Raw genomic sequence first — 18408 nt, 5'->3', positions numbered from 1 at the left:
TCGCTTTTACAAATCAAATTTTATCCCCTGTGCTAAGGGCAGTGTATTCGAATAATTGATGGTATTGGTTTGCCTGCGCATATAAGCTCTCCAGGCATCCGAGCCACTTTCCCTGCCACCACCTGTTTCTTTCTCGCCACCAAAAGCACCGCCAATTTCTGCACCTGAAGTACCAATATTTACATTTGCGATACCACAGTCAGATCCTTTGGCCGATAAAAACTGCTCTGCCTCTCTTAAATTCAAGGTCATAATGGCCGATGATAATCCCTGCGGAACAGCATTTTGTAAGGCAATGGCCTCGTCTAATGTTTTGTATTTAATTAAGTATAAAATTGGCGCAAACGTTTCGTGTTGAACAATCTTGAAATCATTCTGAACCTCCGCAATGCATGGCTTTACATAACACCCGCTTGTGTAGGCATCGCCAGATAAAACGCCACCCTCCACTACAAAAGTACCGCCTTCAGCTTTACACTTTGCTATAGAATCCAGGTAGGCTGCAACCGCATCGGTATCAATCAGTGGGCCTACATGGTTATTTTGATCTAAAGGATCGCCAATGCGCAATTGTCCGTAAGCTTTAACCAGTTTCGCTGTAAAAGCATCATATACACTTTCGTGGATAATTAACCTTCTTGTAGAAGTGCAACGCTGGCCCGCGGTACCAACTGCACCAAATACAGCACCAATTAAACTCATGTCTAAATCGGCATGTTCTGAAATAATAATGGCATTATTACCGCCAAGCTCCAACAAGCTTTTTCCTAACCGCGCACCAACAGCAGCTCCAACTGCCTTGCCCATTCGTGTAGATCCGGTGGCAGAAATTAAAGGAATACGGCCATCATTTGTCATGAGTTCGCCAACTTCCCTATCGCCTAAAACGAGATTACAAACGCCTTCGGCGATATCGTTATCTTTAAAAACCTTTGCAATAATATGTTGACAAGCAATGGCGGTTAAGGGTGTTTTTTCTGAAGGTTTCCAGATACAAACATTACCACAAACCAAAGCCAAAGCAGTGTTCCAGCTCCAAACAGCTACAGGGAAATTAAAGGCGGAAATAATTCCTACAATTCCCAATGGATGCCATTGTTCGTACATGCGGTGGCTCGGGCGTTCACTGTGCATCGTTAAGCCATAAAGCTGCCTCGATAAACCCACTGCAAAATCGCAGATATCGATCATTTCCTGCACTTCACCAAATCCTTCCTGTAAACTTTTTCCCATTTCGTAAGAAACCAAAGTACCCAAGGCGTCTTTATGTTCACGTAAAGCATCGCCAAACTGTCGGATAATTTCGCCTCTTTTTGGAGCAGGAACCGTACGCCAATCCGCAAAAGCTGCTTGTGCCTTCGCAACAACAGTATCATAGTCTGCTTTGCCTGCAACTTTTGCCGAAGCGATCAGTTTACCGTCAACAGGAGAAAAACTTTCTAATGTATCGGTATTCGATTCGCCTCCCCAATGGCTACCTGTACTATAGGCTGAATTGACCGCTTTTACGCCCAACTTATTTAAAATGGATTGAATATCTGTAGTCATATATCTAACGATTTACACAAAAAAACAAAAAAATAAAGGAAAGCAGGTATGTTTAGCACTTATCTTATCGCAATTTGTTTAAAACCTTTACTTAATAGAAAGATTAAATTATTTGTGATTCTCTTTTACCCGTTACATTGGGTTTAGGCTTAAGTGCAAAACAAAATATTAATTGGATTTTGTAGAGATCTGTCCAAGAACTTTATTAAATAGCGCTCCCTCTTCATAGCCTGACCATTTGGAGACGATTTTTCCATGTGGATTGATGAGTACAAAAGTAGGGTAACCTGATATACCATATTTGATGATTGTTTCACCATAAAATCCTTTCCCATCCCAGAGGCTTAGCCATTTTGTTTGGTCTCTATTTAAGCCTTTCAGCCAGGTTTCTTTCCCGGCATCGCATGAAAAGGAAACCACTGATAAATTATCACTGAGTTTTTGAGAGATCTCCTTTAGCTCTGGAATAGAAGAAATACAAGGGCCACAGAATGTAGATGAAAAATCTAGTAATATATATTTGCCTGATACTTCAGATAAAGAATGTTTCTTCCCATCTTTATCAAAAGCATTAAAATTGTAAAAACTATCTCCTTTATCGATAATGTCTCCAACCTTTAAATACGTATCAATTCTTTTTGCATATAACGTATTCTTAAAATCTGAATGAAGTGAATTATAAAATTTACGTATTGTATCTCTTGGAAAGTCATTTTTAAGATAGAAAAGAGCATCAAGCGCTTCAAAACTATTTAAATTCTGCCTTACAAAATTCATTCTCGTAACCTTATCTGTACTATCTATTTTCCCAATAACCTTCCATATTGCTTTAGCTTTTAATTTCGCACTATCATTAGTCAGGGCAAAATATTCTGCTACTAATTTATTCCGTTGCTTATAGCCTGCTTTAGTCAAGTCTATCATTTTATTGTGCATATCCTGCGTTTTTGATCCCGTTATCTTCAGATCAAAAGGAAAATCCTTAATGTCTCCCTTCACATTAATTTTTTCATTTCCCATCAGTAAGGTAAAGTAATAAGACTCATCTGCTACAATTGTTTTTACCCATAGCGATTGAGGCGTTTTTGTAAGGGTGCCTTTGAAATTTAGAACGTTATTTTCGATTATGGCACTATCAATGTCGGTATCAAGCTCAGGGTCGTTTAAATAAAACTTAGTTCCACTTTCAAAGCCAGTAATTTGTGCATTAATAACATATTGCTGCGCAGAAACAAGAGTAGTGATGCAGATTGTAATGAGGAATAAAAGCGCCTTTTTCATATTTGACTAAAATAAGGATTTGTATTTGCGAAAACAATATTTTATCAGGGAGCATTTTTCTATTGGCCTACAGTAGCTTAACTTTAGCATAATTCTAATATCTTACCCTAATTTTACTCAACGCTACTATTCAATGAAAAACTTTAAATTATTACTCATCGCCCTTTTAGGGTTCGGACTCAGCCTTAACGCACAAACTAAAAAGGCTACTAACACCCTGCTGTGGGAAATTTCCGGTAACGGATTAAAAAAGCCCTCCTATTTGTTTGGCACCTATCATTTAATCAGTGCAAAATTTGCCGATACCATGAAGGTTTTGCAAGAGAAATTGGAATCGGCTGACGCAGTAGTTGGCGAAATTGTAATGGATAGTAGTATGCAATCTAAAATGGCCCCGTTTTTAATAATGAAAGATAATACGCTGGATCATTTATTAACAAAGGCAGAGTTTAAAGAGGTTGAAGATTATTTTAAAACCAAACAACCAGGTTTTGAACTAGAGCAGATGAATAAGTTTAAACCTGCAATGATCTCGATAATGATGGTGCTTTTTGAAAGTCCCGATATGTTAAATGGTATAAGCGAAGGGATAGATGACAGTTTTCAGAAATATGCCAGGAAAAACGGGAAGTCGTTATATGGTTTGGAAACTGCCGAATATCAGGGTGCACTTTTGTTTGATAGCGATCTGCAAAAACAAAAAAAAGCATTGCTAAAATCAATTAGGGAAGCGGATAAAAGCAAACAACAAATGGAGGAACTGAAAACTAATTATATTGCCCAGGATATCGATAAATTAACCGATTTTTTCAAAATACAGGATGAGGAAACCAAAGAATTTATGACCGAATTGTTGAAAAACCGGAATAAAAGATGGTTAGATCAATTACCTGCCTTAATGCAAAACCAGTCGCTGTTTATAGCTGTTGGAGCTGGCCATTTAGTAGGTGTCGAAGGTTTAATAAAAGGGTTACAGCTTAAAGGTTACATTTTGCAGCCTGTGGCAACCAATTAATTTTTTTAATGTTTGTAAAAACAAAAGAAAGGGAACTACATTTGCGTTTTAGCTTTGGCACGAATAGCTTGTTTAAAGTGTACTAACCGTAACAACATAAAAATGAATAAAAAAATTATTGCCTGTGGTATGATGCTGGCTTCGGCCTTGATGGCTAATCCACTTTTTGCACAGGAGCAGCCTGCAGAAAAATCGAACAACTTAAATATTTACCGTGTAACTGCAACCAAAGTTAACGATCTGGTACATACCAAACTTGATGTATCTTTTGATTATGCTAAGCGATACCTGAACGGTAAAGAATGGATTACTTTAAAACCTCATTTTTATGCTACAGACTCTTTAACCCTTGATGCTCAGGGAATGGATATTAAAACCGTTGCATTGGTTGGCGCAAAAGGAAATACTCCGCTTAAATATGTTTATAAAGATAACAAGCTCTATATCACCTTAAATAAAAAGTACACCAATACCGAAAAGTACACGGTTTATATCGCCTACACCGCTAAACCAGATGAATTAAAAGTAAAAGGAAGTGCGGCCATAACCGATGCTAAAGGTTTGTATTTTATCAATCCGGATGGTACCGATAAAAATAAGCCAACACAGATCTGGACACAGGGTGAAACGGAATCATCTTCAGCCTGGTTTCCCACTATTGATAAGCCTGATCAGAAAACAACCGAAGAGATTTCGATAACCGTAAAATCGAAATATACAACGCTTTCTAACGGAAAATTGGTGAGCCAGAAAGCAAATTCAGATGGAACAAGAACTGATACCTGGAAAATGGATTTGCCCCACGCTCCATATTTGTTTATGATGGCTGTGGGCGAATTCAAAATCACAAAAGATACTTATAAAGGCAAGGAAGTAAATTATTACCTGGAGCCAAAATACGCGCCTTACGCCAAACAGATTTTTGGTAAAACACCTGAGATGATCCGGTTTTACAGCAATTTGTTAGGTGTGGATTATCCATGGAACAAATATGCACAGGTAGTAGCCAGAGATTATGTTTCGGGCGCTATGGAAAATACTACCGCTACTTTGCACGGCGAACAGGTACAAAAAACCGATCGGGAGTTATTGGATGAAAATGAAGAAGGAACCATTGCACACGAACTTTTTCACCAGTGGTTTGGCGATTACGTAACGGCCGAATCGTGGTCTAACTTAACCATGAACGAATCTTTCGCCACCTTTGGCGAGGTAATCTGGCATGGGCATGATGCAGGCCAGGATGCTGAAGATAAATCGCGTTACGAAAAATTGCAATCTTACCTCGGTTCGACTAAAAAAGGTGAAAGTCCTGTTTTAGCCCGCTTCTATTATAATGATAAGGAAGATATGTTCGATAATATCAGCTATGCTAAAGGATCTATTATTTTGTATGCCTTAAAAAACCAGATGGGTGATGAGGCTTTCTACAAATCGCTTAACCGTTACCTCACTACCAATGCCTTTAAAAACGGCGAAACACATCAATTGCGTTTAGCGATGGAAGATGTTACCGGAAAAGATTGGAGCCCTTATTTTAATCAATGGTATTACAATGGTGGTCACCCGGTTTTAAGTATCGATTATGGTTACGAAAACGGCAAGGCAACAATTAAAGTTAAACAAACACAGGATTCGAGCGTGCAGACCTTTACGTTGCCTATAAAAATTGATATTTACGCAGGAGGTAAAAAAATCAGGAAAGAAATTCTGATTAATAGTCGTGAGCAAAATTTTAGCTTTGATGTAAGTGCCAAACCCGATTTAATCGATTTTGATGTAGATAAAATTTTGGTTGGCGAAACCAACGACAATAAAACCGCAGAAAACTATTATTTCCAGTACAAAAATGCCCCAAGTTATGCCAATAGAATTGAAGCCTTACAATTCATTATGCAAAGCAAAGCCAACAGCGGTCAACAGGTGTTGTTAGAAGGTTTAAAGGATAAATCTGCAGATTTACGCGCTTTAAGTATAGATGGCATTAACTTAGAAGATGCTCAGATTAAAGCAGCAGCTTTGCCGGTTTTACTTCAGATCGCCAAAACAGATAAAAATACCGAAGCAAGATCAGCTGCAATTGTGAAACTAGCAGCAACTGGCGATCAGGCTTATAAAAATTTAGTGTTAGAAAGTTTGAAAGATAGATCGTACAAGGTAATTGCTGCTGGTATTGATGGCCTGGCCAAACTGGCCCCGCAGGAAACCATTCCAGCCATAGCCTCTTTAGATGAAGATACAAGAGCGCATATTGCGCCTTCAATCGCATCCTTATACATCAACGAACCAAAGGATGATTATCAGGCATTTTACGATAACATTATGCTCACAGGTGATAGGAATAAAGTTTTTGGTGTAGTTGGTCAGTATTTTCAGTATCTGAGAGCCAACACTAACCCTGCAGTTACTGAGCAAGGTATAACAAACATTAGTAAGGCCATTGAAAGATTAAAATTACAACCCTATTTAAACAAGCAGTTGGCCGGGGCTTATACTGCAACTGCACAGGGTAAAGCTAAACAGGCAGCTGCTGCAAACGGAGAAGCAAAAGCAAAACTGGACAAACAGGCCGAATTATTTAAAAAAGGTGCAACAGATTTAGAAAAAGAAAAATAATATCAACAATTCGTCATTGCGAGAAGGCTTTTTCAGCCGACGAAGCAATCTTACAACAATCGCTATAACCCATAGTAGTAAGATTGCTTCGTCGTACCTCTTCGCAATGACGAATTCTATGATAGCCTGACCTGCAATAAAATCTTTGAGGCCTAAACAATCATTAGTTGCACCCCTCTTTTCTCCTTGTATCAAGAATATAAACAATCTGCCAATCTTTGTGCAAAGGTATTTATAGCAAACAGGGCAAAAACGACTAATCCTTTCCTGACTTCTTCATTACGTATATGCCATAAATTTATAGTATTTTTGTAAAAGAAGGGAAAAGGAACCGCGATGTTGCAAAAAATCTATCGATTATCCACACATCTTAATCACAGTTAATACACTTTATAATCAGCTGTTTACGCTGTTTTAACAGGTTTATGTTAATAATTATTTTAAAAACGGATAATTAAAATTGGTAAACTTATCATGTGTTTTTCTGCTAATTGGCACGGTTCTTTAATAGTATAATATATGGAAGAAGAATTCTTTTTTGAATCCAACGAAGATGCACAACGCTCGGTTGAACGTTACGAAGAAATGCTCCGGAACCAGGATCAGTATTTCTTCGATGCAGGAGCCTTCGAATACATTGTAGATTTCTACATTGAAAAAAATGATCCGGTCAAAGCTTTGCAAGTAGTTGATTTTGCAATCAGTCAACACCCCTATGCAACAGTATTTTTAATTAAACAGGCTCACCTTTACATCTTAACCAACAACAACGAAAAGGCTTTTATTGCCTTACAAAAGGCCGAGCTTTTAGAGCCATCTGAACCAGATATTTATTTGCTTCGCGGTAATATTTTTCAAAATACCGAACGTTTTGACGAGGCTTTGGAAAATTATGAAAAAGCTTTGGGACTGGCCGAGAGTACGGATGAGATTTTATTACAGATGGCTTATGTTTACCAGAGCATGAGCGATTATGAAAGCGCCATTACCTATATTAAGCTTAGTTTAGAGCAGAATATGGAGAATCAGGATGGTTTATATGAGTTGGCTTTCTGTTATGATGTATTAGATAAACAAGAAGAAAGTATTAAGTTTTACCAGCAATATATCGATACTGATCCGTATTCTTATGCCGCCTGGTACAATTTGGGCAATAGTTTCCACAAGTTGAACCTTTTTGAAAAAGCGATTGACGCTTATGATTATGCAATATTAATCAAAGAAGATTTCAGTTCAGCTTATTTTAACAAAGGAAATGCGCTTGTACAGCTGGATAAATACGATGAGGCGATAGAGGTTTATAAACAGACTTTCGAATATGAACCGCCTAATGCCGATACTTATTGTGCTATTGGCGAATGTTGCGAGAAACTGGAAAAAATGGACGAAGCACGTTCTTATTATAAAAAGTCGGTAAAAATGGATCCTAAAATGGCAGATGCCTGGTTTGGGATTGGTGTTACACTGAATTTTGAAGAACGTTATTTCGAATCGCTGCACTTTTATAAAAAGGCGATCGATTTAGAGGCCGAGAACCCTGATTTCTGGTTTGCCATGGCAGATGCTTATTATAAATTAGGGCAGATTGATGAATCGATCGAAGCTTATGAAAAGGTATTGGAGTATAATCCTTTGGATATTGAAGCCTGGTTAGATTTTAGTACCGTGCTTTACGAGCAGGGAAAATTACTGGAAGCATCGGAAACAATGGCCGAGGCGATTAAGAATAATCCGGAAGCAGCAGAACTGTATTACCGGATGGTAGCCTATCTTTTTGCCCAGGGGAATTATAGCGATGCACTGGGATATTTGGAAACGGCTTTAACAACCGACCCAGAAAAACACTATATTCTATTTGAATATTTACCGCAATTGCAGGATAATAGTGCCATTTTGACCGTTATAAACAGATATATAAGGTAACGACCTTGTGGGAAAAATTTAACAAATAAATCTCAAAATTTTTTTCACTTTTGTACGCATATGAATTATCCATTATTAAACGTTCCCGAACGTCCAGCTAAACCGCGCCAAAAAGGCTTAACTATGGTTATGGATAAGGGATTGAGCCTGCGCCAGGTTGAAGATTTTATTGAAGTTGCCGGCGTACATACAGATATCGTAAAATTAGGTTGGGCAACATCACACGTAACACCGAAGCTTAAAGAAAAATTAGCTTTATATAAAAGTGCAGGCATTCCTACCTATTTCGGTGGAACATTATTTGAAGCCTTTATTATCCGTAATCAGTTTTCAGATTATCAACGTGTTTTAGATCAATACGGGATGGAATATGCAGAAGTTTCTGATGGTTCTATCGAAATTGAGCACGATAAAAAATGTGAGTTTATCCGCGAACTGTCTAAACAGGTAACCGTTATTTCTGAAGTAGGAAGTAAAGATGCTGCTAAGATATTTGCGCCATATAAGTGGATTAAATTAATGAAGGCTGAAATTGAGGCAGGTTCGTGGAAAGTAATTGCCGAGGCCCGCGAAGGTGGTAATGTAGGTATTTACCGTGGAAGCGGCGAAGTACGTGAAGGATTGGTTGATGAAATTTTAACCCAGATTCCTGAAGAAACCATTATTTGGGAAGCCCCTCAAAAAGAACAGCAGGTTTGGTTTATTAAATTAATTGGTAGCAATGTAAACCTTGGTAATATTGCCCCGGCTGAAGTAATTCCTTTAGAAACCATTCGTTTAGGATTACGTGGAGACACTTTCGACTTTTTCCTGAACCAGGTAAAATAAAGACAAAATTCGTCATTGCTAAGCGCATAGTTAAATAAACCTTACAGGTATTTGAAACCTGTAAGGTTTGCTTATTATATCAATATGAAAACATACGGCTTAATCGGGTACCCACTTTCTCATTCTTTCTCGAAAAAATATTTCACAGAAAAATTTCAAAATGAGGGGATAACCGATCATCAATATGAGCTTTTCCCTATTGCCGATATTAAATCGCTGCCCGATCTGCTGAGTGAAAACCCATCACTATATGGCCTTAATGTAACTATTCCACATAAAGTTAATGTGCTTTGTTATTTAAATGAAGTAGATGAAGCTGCAGAAAAAATTGGTGCCGTAAATTGTATTTCAATCAAAACCTTTGAAGGTGCGACCTATTTAAAAGGCTATAATACCGATGCGTATGGCTTTGAAGAATCGCTAAGACCATTGTTAAAGCCGCAACACACAAAAGCACTTGTTTTTGGTGATGGCGGCGCCGCGAAGGCGGTAAAGTACGTTTTAGAAAAGTTAAATATCCAATATCAGGTTGTAGTACGAACAGTGGCTCCTGGTGCTATTCTATATTCAGAAATTACACAAGAGATTTTAGCATCACACCAGTTATTGATCAATACCACACCACTCGGAATGTCGCCAGATGTAGATACCTTTCCCGAAATTGATTACAGTTTGCTTGGGTCTGAGTATTTAGCTTACGATTTAGTGTACAATCCGCTGGAGACCGCATTTTTGGCTAAAGCTGCCGAACATGGTGCGGCAATTAAAAACGGTTTGGAAATGCTGTACAAACAAGCAGAAAAAGCCTGGACAATCTGGAATAAATAATTTAACTTGCCGTTTTGCAGCAGGAACGACAGCCTGCCCCGACTTTTCGGGGAAACAATCTTCGATAAAATGCTATGAAACTTAAACCACTAATCTGTGTTCCATTTGTACTGCTTTTATTCATAACAGCTTGCCAGAACCATGATTATAGTCCGAAGCCAAAAGCTTATTTCAGGATTATTTTTCCTAAAAAGAACTACATCACATTTACCAGGCCAGTTCCCTTTTCGTTCAAATACCCTACTTATGCTGCTGTAGAGCAGGATCAAAGCCGTGATGCCCAGAAAAACTGGTACAATTTACACTTTAAACAGTTTAATGGCTTTTTGCATTTAACCTATTATGATGTTTCAGGTAAAGTCGAATATGACGAAATGGTAGAAGACGCACGGAAACTTGCCTTTAAACATACGATAAAAGCAAGCGCAATTGATCAAAAAATCATCAATTTTCCTGATCACAAAGTTTATGGTATTTACTACGCCATTGAAGGGAATACGGCTTCTTCCGTCCAGTTTTTTTTAACCGATAGTGCCAGGCATTATTTTAGAGGAGCTTTATATTTTAATGAACGCCCACAATACGATTCTATTGAGCCCGTTGTTAAATTTATTAAAAAGGATATCGATACGCTGATTTCTACCTTTAGGTGGAAAAATTAATTTATTATTTGTTATCCTGCCCTTGAAAGCAGGTTTTTTCTAAAATTTATGATTACAATAAAAACCTTCACCTTTAACGCTTATAGTGAAAATACCTATGTGCTTTACGATGAAACCAAAGAATGTGTCATTATCGATCCGGGCATGTACGAAGGTTTTGAGCAAAATGAATTGGCAGCCTTCATTAAAAACGAAGACTTAAAACCTGTTTTATTGCTCAATACACATTGTCATCTCGATCATGTTTTCGGCAATAAATTTGTGTTCGATACCTATGGCTTAAAACCACAGTTTCATCAGGGCGAATTGCCAATTTTAAATGCCGTTCCCGGTTATGCACCATCAATGGGTTTTACCCGTTACGAGGTTTCTCCGCAACCTGATACTTTTTTACCCGAAACCGGTACCATATCATTTGGCAACAGTATTTTAAGCTTAATTTTTGCACCAGGCCACTCGCCTGCGCATTTATGCTTTTACAGCGCTGCTGATCATATTTTGGTGGGTGGCGATGTACTCTTTTATGGCAGTATTGGCCGTACCGATCTTCCAGGGGGCAACCATCAGCAATTAATCCAAAACATTTCCGATAAACTTTTTGTATTACCTGATGAAACCAAAGTTTATCCTGGCCATGGACCAGCTACAAGCATTGGTTTTGAAAAGCAAAACAATCCGTTTTTTTAATATTAATTATTGTTTTTAAGTTTTTTTAAGTGTAGAGGCTTACAACCCTATACCTTCTACCTTTAAACCCTCAACCTTTTACCTATCTTTGCCAGCGTGAATACATCGTTTTATATTGCCAAAAGGTATCTTTTTGCCAAGAAATCAACCAATGCCATTAACCTGATATCGGGCATATCTATGGTAGGTGTAATGGTTGGCAGCGCTGCTTTGATTATTATCCTTTCGGTATTTAACGGTTTAGAAACAGTGGTATTGAATATGTTCGATACCATTACCCCACAAATTGCCATTACACCAGCTAAGGGTAAAACTTTTGATCCAAATACAAGCTATTTTAATCAACTCAGAAAAAATAAAGATGTTGCTGCTTTTACTGAGGTGCTGCAAGAAAATGCTTTACTAAAATACAACAACAAACAGGCTGTTGGAATGGTTAAGGGCGTAAGTTTAGATTATTTGAAGAACAGTAAATTAGATAGTACCATTAAAGAAGGTCATTTTGTATTACACAACAGAAGCGGCGATAATGCCGTAATTGGTTCTGCTTTACAAAGTTATCTGGCCGTGAATACTGTTGATCCATTTACAGAGTTAGAAATTTATTCGCCAAAGAAAGATATCGCAGCAAATACGATAAATCCGGCCGACGATTTTGTGGTAAAGAATATCCGGGTGAGCGGCGTTTTTGAGGTGCAGCAAGATTTCGACAATGGTATTATTGTTCCACTCGATTTTGCCCGTGAACTGCTCGGAGAAGATCAAAATGTGTCTGCTATTGAGATCAATCTCCAGCCGGGTGTCGACGTAGACGATTTTAAAAAGGAAATAATCGAAAAGGCGGGTAAAGATTATGAAGTCAGAAATCAGGCCGAACAAAATAAATCACTCTACCACATTTTAAATACCGAAAAATGGGCAGTATATATTATTCTTACTTTTATCCTGATTATTGCTATATTTAATATCATAGGGTCGTTAACCATGTTAGTAATCGATAAGGTAAAGGATGTTGCCATTCTGAGCAGTTTAGGTGCAGGAAAGAATTTAATCAAACGTATATTTTTATTTGAAGGCATGATGATCACCATGTCTGGCTGCGTATTGGGTTTAATTATTGGTATCATATTTTACTATTTTCAGCATACCTATGGTTTAATTAAAATGGGCGATGAAGTGAACAAAACACTGGTAAGTTCTTACCCGATTGCGCTAAAATGGAAAGATTTTGTTTTAGTTTTCGTTACGGTAGGTATCTTCTCATTTTTGGCATCTGCTTTGTCATCCAATTTAAGTGTTAAAAAGATAGATCAAATTAATCAAACTATATAAAATGAAGTTATTTAAGCAAGCAATTGTACTCGTTGTGCTCCTTGGCGTAGCCGTTACAGCTTGTAGGAACGATAAAGCCGAAGGAGAAAAAAGTAATCTGAAAACCGTTAAAGGTTTGTATAGTTTTGGTCCTGAAGTTAAATCTTTTACTTTATGCGAGGACGGGCGTGAATATTGGGTTAAAGACAGTGTAAAAAACCTGGAGCTTTCTTATAGCAACTTAGGCTTCGAAAAACCATACGAGCCGGTTTATGTAGAATTGGAAGGCTATTTTGCAAAGTCAGATACCGGCATAGTTTCCAGTGATTTTGATTCTACTTTAGTGGTGATGAAAGTACTTAAAATCAGTAAAGAAATTCCTGATGGACCTTGCGCACAATAATTCATTTCTTTCCCTGGTGCCCTAAGACCAATTTGCTGTTCTAATTCTAATCATTTCCTGAAGCGGAATTTATTGTCGGTTGGTGTGTCTAAGCGACTCGAATAGATTGCTAAGCTACTTACTTCTTGAGGCTAGCCTGTTTAGCGTTGCGCAGAGTATCTCTAAGGTTAACGAAGAAATCGAGTTTAAACATTATACCTCTAAACAAGTCACGAACTCTGTTCCATCTATAGTCTATCTATATTCCGTCACTGAAATAGATTCTAGTTAAGATGGTTGCTAAGAATACCAGCAAGTGGACGAACAAAAAAGGCTCGCAACTTTCATTGCGAGCCTTTTGCATATTCTTGATTTAATTTTACCAGAAAGTCGAGTAAAGTGCAATTAAAATTCCGAACACAAGTATCGATCCAACGGCAAACGAAGGATGAACTTTGAACATGCTCGAATCTACTTCTAAACCATTAGATTTATCGCCTTTACTGTTTTCGAACATACTGATGGCAAACATCACTACAATACAGACTACAAATACAATACCCATTCTATCTAAGAAAGGTATTTCATAAATTCCATCTGCATTGGCTACCGAGAATCCAAAATCGTGAAGGAAAGACAAATCCATCATTCCTGGTAAGAATTTCAACAATACCGATAAACCAAAGCCACCTATAGTAGCAAATAAGGCTGCATTTGAAGTGGTTTTTTTCCAGAAGAAGCCCAAAATAAACATGGCAAAAATACCTGGACTTACAAAACCTGTATACTCCTGAATAAATTCGAAACCACCTTTTTTATCGATCCCTAAGAAGGGAGAAATAGCGATTGCGATAGCCATTGCAATAATTACAACTACGCGTCCGGTACTTACCAGTTTTTTCTCACTGGCTTCCTTATTAATGTGTTTCTTAAAAATATCTAAAGTAAAAATAGTAGAAATACTATTAATTTTACCAGCTAATGAGGCAACAATTGCTGCAGTTAAAGCGGCAAAAGATAAACCTTTTAGCCCTGTTGGTAAAATACTCAATAAAGTAGGATAAGCTCTATCTGGGCGAAGTTCTCCGCCAGGCATCATTGAATTTACATCAATACCTGTTTTTTCCTGGTATAACATATACACTGCAATACCCGGCAATACCACAATTAGTGGCATTAGCAGCTTTAAAAACGCCGCAAATAAAATACCTGCTCTGGCTGTTTTCAGATCAGCACCTAAAGCACGCTGGGTGATGTACTGGTTACAACCCCAATAGTTTAAGTTTACAATCCACATCCCGCCAAGCAATACCGTCATACCAGGTAATGAAGCATAATTCGCACTGTCTTTCTTAAATATCATGTGGAAGTGGTCTGGTGCTTTTTCTCTTAAGAATGCTAAACCATCTAATACGCCGTGGCCACCAAAATGATCACTTACTAAATTAAGTGCTAAATAAGTAGTTGCTAAACCGCCGAAAATTAAAAACGCTACCTGGATTACATCCGTGTAACCAATTACTTTCATACCACCTAATGCTATAATTACCGAAAAAATGGCTAATCCCATCATACAATACCAAAAGCCAATACCCGAAATACTGCTTACCGCTAAAGCACCCAGATATAAAATTGAGGTTAAGTTTACCACAACATACAATAACAACCAAAACACAGCCATAATCATGGCTACGGTACCATTGTAACGTTGACTTAGAAATTGGGGCATGGTGTAGATCTTATTTTTAAGATATACAGGGATAAAAAATGTAGCAACAATTACCAATGTTGCAGCAGCCATCCATTCGTAAGTAGAAATAGCTAATCCCATTTTAAATCCATCGCCGCTCATGGCTACAAATTGCTCGGCACTAATGTTCGAGGCAATTAAAGATGTGCCAATTGCCCACCAGGTAAGTGAACCTTCTGCAAGAAAATAATCCTTGCTGCTCATCTGTTTTTGCTTTTTACGATGGTAAATCCAGAAACCATAAATTGCTACAATGGCAAAGTAGGCTAGAAAAATAATGTAATCTGTGACTTTCATTTAATTTATTTGGTTTTGAAGTCTAAATGTAGTAAAATCATAAATTAATCTCTGCTTTTTTTGAATTAAAAAATGTTAAAATGACGTTTATTAATTTGACCTTCCTAAAATTCAGGTTTGTTGAGCTCAGGTGAGCTATGTATATGGTCATTTCAATTTGCAGTGCAATGGAATGCCTGCCAATAAAGGCGTTGAGTAATTTTTAATTTTGTAAAAAAAATATATGTATTCTCCATGATCCGTGAAGACCACGAAGAATACATATATAAAGATGAATTTAAATATACCTGTTAATTAGATTTTCAAGATATTCCTGCTTTCCGCTGCGTACCTCTGGTTCGCCATTTTCTGCAGCATAATTCCTTAAATCTTCTAAACTTAGTTTGCCTTGTTCAAATTCGGCACCCTTTCCACTGTCAAATGAAGCATAGCGGTCGGCCCTTACTTTTTTGTAATCAGATTTTTGAAGAATGGCATCTGCAGTAACTAATGCCCTTGCGAAGATATCCATTCCACCTACATGCGCATAGAATAAGTCTTTCTGATCAGTAGAGTTACGGCGGATTTTCGCGTCGAAGTTTACACCCCCACCCTGTAAGCCACCACCTTCTAAAATGATTAACATGGTTTCGGTTAGTTCGTTAATATCGTTCGGGAACTGATCGGTATCCCAGCCGTTTTGATAATCGCCACGGTTTGCATCAATAGAACCTAATAGGCCATTATCAACTGCAACCTGTAATTCATGCTGGAAAGTATGACCTGCAAGTGTTGCATGGTTTACTTCTAAATTTAATTTAAAGTCAGCCAACAGATCATATTGTTGTAAAAAGCCTTTTACTGTTGCTGCGTCGTAATCGTATTGGTGTTTAGAAGGCTCGCATGGTTTCGGTTCAATAAAGAATGTTCCTTTGAAGCCCTGTTTGCGTGCATAATCTTTAGATGCATGTAAAAATTTAGCCAGGTGCTCCTGCTCACGTTTCATGTTGGTATTCAATAAGCTCATATAGCCTTCTCTTCCTCCCCAGAAAACATAATTTTCGCCACCAAGAGCAATAGTTGCATCTAAAGCTGCTTTAACCTGGGCAGCTCCGTGTGCCAGCACATGAAAATCAGGATTGGTAGATGCACCGTTCATATAACGCTTATGGCTAAATAAATTGGCAGTTCCCCACAATAGTTTTACACCGCTATCTGCTTGTTTTTGCTTTGCATATTCAACAAGGGCCTGTAATCTGCGTTCGTTTTCTGCGATATCGTCGCCATAATCTACCACATCTACATCATGGAAGCAATAATAAGGGATTTGCATTTTGGTGATAAACTCAAAGGCCGCATCCATTTTATCTTTTGCCCTTTCTACAGCATCTTTCTTTTCATCCCAAGGGAAAATATGCGTTGCTCCTCCAAACGGATCGGCACCATTACCGTTGAATGAATGCCAGTAAGCACAAGCAAACTTAAAATGCTCGTTCATGGTTTTGCCTGCTACTACTTTGTTGGCGTCGTACCATCTAAATGCTAATGGATTATCGCTTTCCAGACCTTCAAACTGGATCTGGTTAATGCCTTTGAAAAATTCAGTTGCTCCTGTTACTACTTTTGTCATGTTTTTTGTTTTTGATTCGTGGTTGTTGGTTCATAGTTGATAGCCGATGGCTATGAACCATTAACCAATTGCTAATTGTTTTTCTAATATTTTTTCCCAATCCTGATAGATTGCTTCATATTCAGCTGAATGTTGTGGTATTAAAGTCTTAATTACTTCGTGGTTGCTAAAAGCTTCCTCTGCACTTTTAAAAATTCCGGCGCCTATACCTGCACCTAATGCTGCGCCTACACTGCCGTCGTTTTCGTAAAGTTCTACCGGAATGCCTGTAACATCTACAAAAGTTTGTGCAAATACATCACTTAAAAACAGGTTGGCCCTTCCGGCACGGATGACTTTAGGCTGCATGCCATTTTCCCGCATGATATCCAATCCATAACGGAAAGAGAAGGCAATCCCTTCTTGTATCGCCCTGAAGATATCTGATTGATTGTGGAGGTTCAAATCTATGCCCAATAACTCTGCGCCTGTATATTGGTTGTTTAACATTCGTTCTGCGCCATTACCGAAAGGAAGTACTTTTAAACCATTACTACCTATTGGCGCTTTCGACGCCAGGATATTCAGGTCGGCATAACTAGACTGTGGCGCGAAATTATGTTTTGCCCAGCGGTACATGCTGCCGGTACCATTAATACAAAGTAAAACCCCTGTGTGCTTTTTTTCTTCTGAATAGGTTACGTGCGCAAAGGTATTCACTCTTGATTGTTTATCGTAAGTAAGCCCGTCGCTTACGCCGTAAATTACCCCAGATGTTCCTGCTGTGGCTGCAACCTCCCCGGGTTTTAATACATTTAGAGAAAGCGCATTATTCGGCTGATCGCCAGATTTATAGGCAACGGGAATACCTGTTGGTAAGTTCAAAGAATTGGCAATATCGGCTTTTAAATAACCATGTTCGGAGAATAAGGGCTTTACAGTAGGGATAAGATTGTCTGAAATGCCATAATACTCCATTACATCTTTAGAAATTTCGTGGTTTTCAAAATCCCAGAAAATCCCTTCAGATAGTGCCGAAATACTTGTTGTAATTTCTCCCGTTAATTTCATGGCGATAAAATCGCCAGGGAGCATTATCTTATCAATGCGGTTATAGATATCTGGCTCATTTGCTTTTACCCATGCCAGTTTTGATGCCGTAAAGTTTCCAGGAGAGTTTAATAAATGTTTCAAGGATTTTTCATGCCCAATAGCCTCAAAAGCACTATTGCCCAGTTCAACTGCTCTGCTGTCGCACCAAATAATACTATCACGGAGCACCTGCTGATTTTTATCTACAACAACCAATCCGTGCATTTGGTACGCAATACCAATGGATTTAATTTCTTTTGGATCAAAAAGACCTGTCGAATTTAATTTCAGTATAGCCTGTTGAACATTTTGCCACCAATCATCAGGTGATTGTTCTGCCCAGCCAGACTGTAAAGATTTGATAGCTGTTTCCTCCTCCGGATATTGAGCGGTAGCTATGTTTCTTTGTGTAGTTGCGTCAACAATGGCAACTTTTATGGATGAGGTACCTAAATCAATTCCTAATAAATACATGCTTTCATCTAATTTTAATATTTGGTTATGCAAACGGTTGCATAAAGATAGTTGGAAAAATATAAAACGCAAATTTTTTATAAAATCGTTTGAATTAAATGCAATCTTTTGAATTGAATTAAGCTT

Annotated in this window: 14 protein-coding genes; 9 read left to right on the top strand and 5 right to left on the bottom strand. The window is 38.0% G+C overall.

Features of this window, described 5'->3' with window-relative positions:
* Positions 1-6: 6 nt before the first annotated feature.
* A complete protein-coding gene (gene amaB / locus ACUN24_RS03500; protein WP_445561265.1) occupies positions 7-1548 on the bottom strand; it encodes an L-piperidine-6-carboxylate dehydrogenase in 1542 nt (513 codons plus the stop codon).
* Between the two features lie 168 nt (positions 1549-1716).
* On the bottom strand, positions 1717-2829 hold the full coding sequence (locus ACUN24_RS03495; RefSeq protein WP_445561264.1) for a thioredoxin-like domain-containing protein: 1113 nt from the start codon (positions 2827-2829) through the stop codon (positions 1717-1719).
* Between the two features lie 133 nt (positions 2830-2962).
* Between ACUN24_RS03495 and ACUN24_RS03490 the strand changes: the two genes are divergently transcribed.
* From ACUN24_RS03490 to ACUN24_RS03450, 9 genes are all read left to right on the top strand, one after another.
* Positions 2963-3844 carry a TraB/GumN family protein gene (locus tag ACUN24_RS03490; RefSeq protein ID WP_445561263.1) on the top strand — a complete coding sequence of 294 codons (882 nt, stop codon included), beginning with the start codon at positions 2963-2965 and terminating at the stop codon, positions 3842-3844.
* Between the two features lie 102 nt (positions 3845-3946).
* Positions 3947-6460 (top strand): M1 family aminopeptidase, encoded by a 2514-nt coding sequence (locus ACUN24_RS03485; RefSeq protein WP_445561262.1) that lies wholly within the window; start codon positions 3947-3949, stop codon positions 6458-6460.
* Positions 6461-6979: 519 nt separating this feature from the next.
* Entirely contained in the window at positions 6980-8383 is a 1404-nt protein-coding gene (locus tag ACUN24_RS03480; protein WP_445561261.1) for a tetratricopeptide repeat protein, read from the top strand.
* A gap of 60 nt (positions 8384-8443) precedes the next feature.
* On the top strand, positions 8444-9211 hold the full coding sequence (locus ACUN24_RS03475; RefSeq protein ID WP_121285787.1) for a phosphosulfolactate synthase: 768 nt from the start codon (positions 8444-8446) through the stop codon (positions 9209-9211).
* A gap of 84 nt (positions 9212-9295) precedes the next feature.
* A complete protein-coding gene (locus tag ACUN24_RS03470) occupies positions 9296-10039 on the top strand; it encodes a shikimate dehydrogenase family protein (RefSeq protein WP_445561260.1) in 744 nt (247 codons plus the stop codon).
* Positions 10040-10113: 74 nt separating this feature from the next.
* Positions 10114-10701 carry a gliding motility lipoprotein GldD gene (gene gldD / locus ACUN24_RS03465; RefSeq protein WP_445561259.1) on the top strand — a complete coding sequence of 196 codons (588 nt, stop codon included), beginning with the start codon at positions 10114-10116 and terminating at the stop codon, positions 10699-10701.
* Between the two features lie 48 nt (positions 10702-10749).
* A complete protein-coding gene (locus tag ACUN24_RS03460; protein WP_445561258.1) occupies positions 10750-11388 on the top strand; it encodes an MBL fold metallo-hydrolase in 639 nt (212 codons plus the stop codon).
* A 96-nt stretch (positions 11389-11484) separates the two neighbouring features.
* Positions 11485-12720: an ABC transporter permease gene (locus tag ACUN24_RS03455; protein ID WP_445561257.1), complete on the top strand. Its 1236-nt coding sequence runs from the start codon at positions 11485-11487 to the stop codon at positions 12718-12720.
* 1 nt (position 12721) lies between these two features.
* On the top strand, positions 12722-13102 hold the full coding sequence (locus ACUN24_RS03450) for a hypothetical protein (protein ID WP_121285797.1): 381 nt from the start codon (positions 12722-12724) through the stop codon (positions 13100-13102).
* Between the two features lie 358 nt (positions 13103-13460).
* Here the strand turns inward: ACUN24_RS03450 and ACUN24_RS03445 are convergent, their stop codons facing one another.
* The 3 genes from ACUN24_RS03445 to ACUN24_RS03435 all read right to left on the bottom strand — a co-directional run bounded on the left by ACUN24_RS03445 (position 13461) and on the right by ACUN24_RS03435 (position 18282).
* The gene (locus ACUN24_RS03445; protein WP_132395496.1) at positions 13461-15128 is read right to left on the bottom strand and encodes a sodium/sugar symporter; all 1668 of its coding nucleotides are present in this window, start codon (positions 15126-15128) and stop codon (positions 13461-13463) included.
* A gap of 277 nt (positions 15129-15405) precedes the next feature.
* On the bottom strand, positions 15406-16737 hold the full coding sequence (xylA, locus tag ACUN24_RS03440) for a xylose isomerase (protein WP_445561256.1): 1332 nt from the start codon (positions 16735-16737) through the stop codon (positions 15406-15408).
* Between the two features lie 60 nt (positions 16738-16797).
* On the bottom strand, positions 16798-18282 hold the full coding sequence (locus ACUN24_RS03435) for a xylulokinase (protein ID WP_445561255.1): 1485 nt from the start codon (positions 18280-18282) through the stop codon (positions 16798-16800).
* Between the last annotated feature and the right edge of the window lie 126 nt (positions 18283-18408).

The organism is Pedobacter sp. WC2501 (genome assembly GCF_052682415.1).
This window is presented reverse-complemented; position numbering and strand designations above follow the sequence as displayed.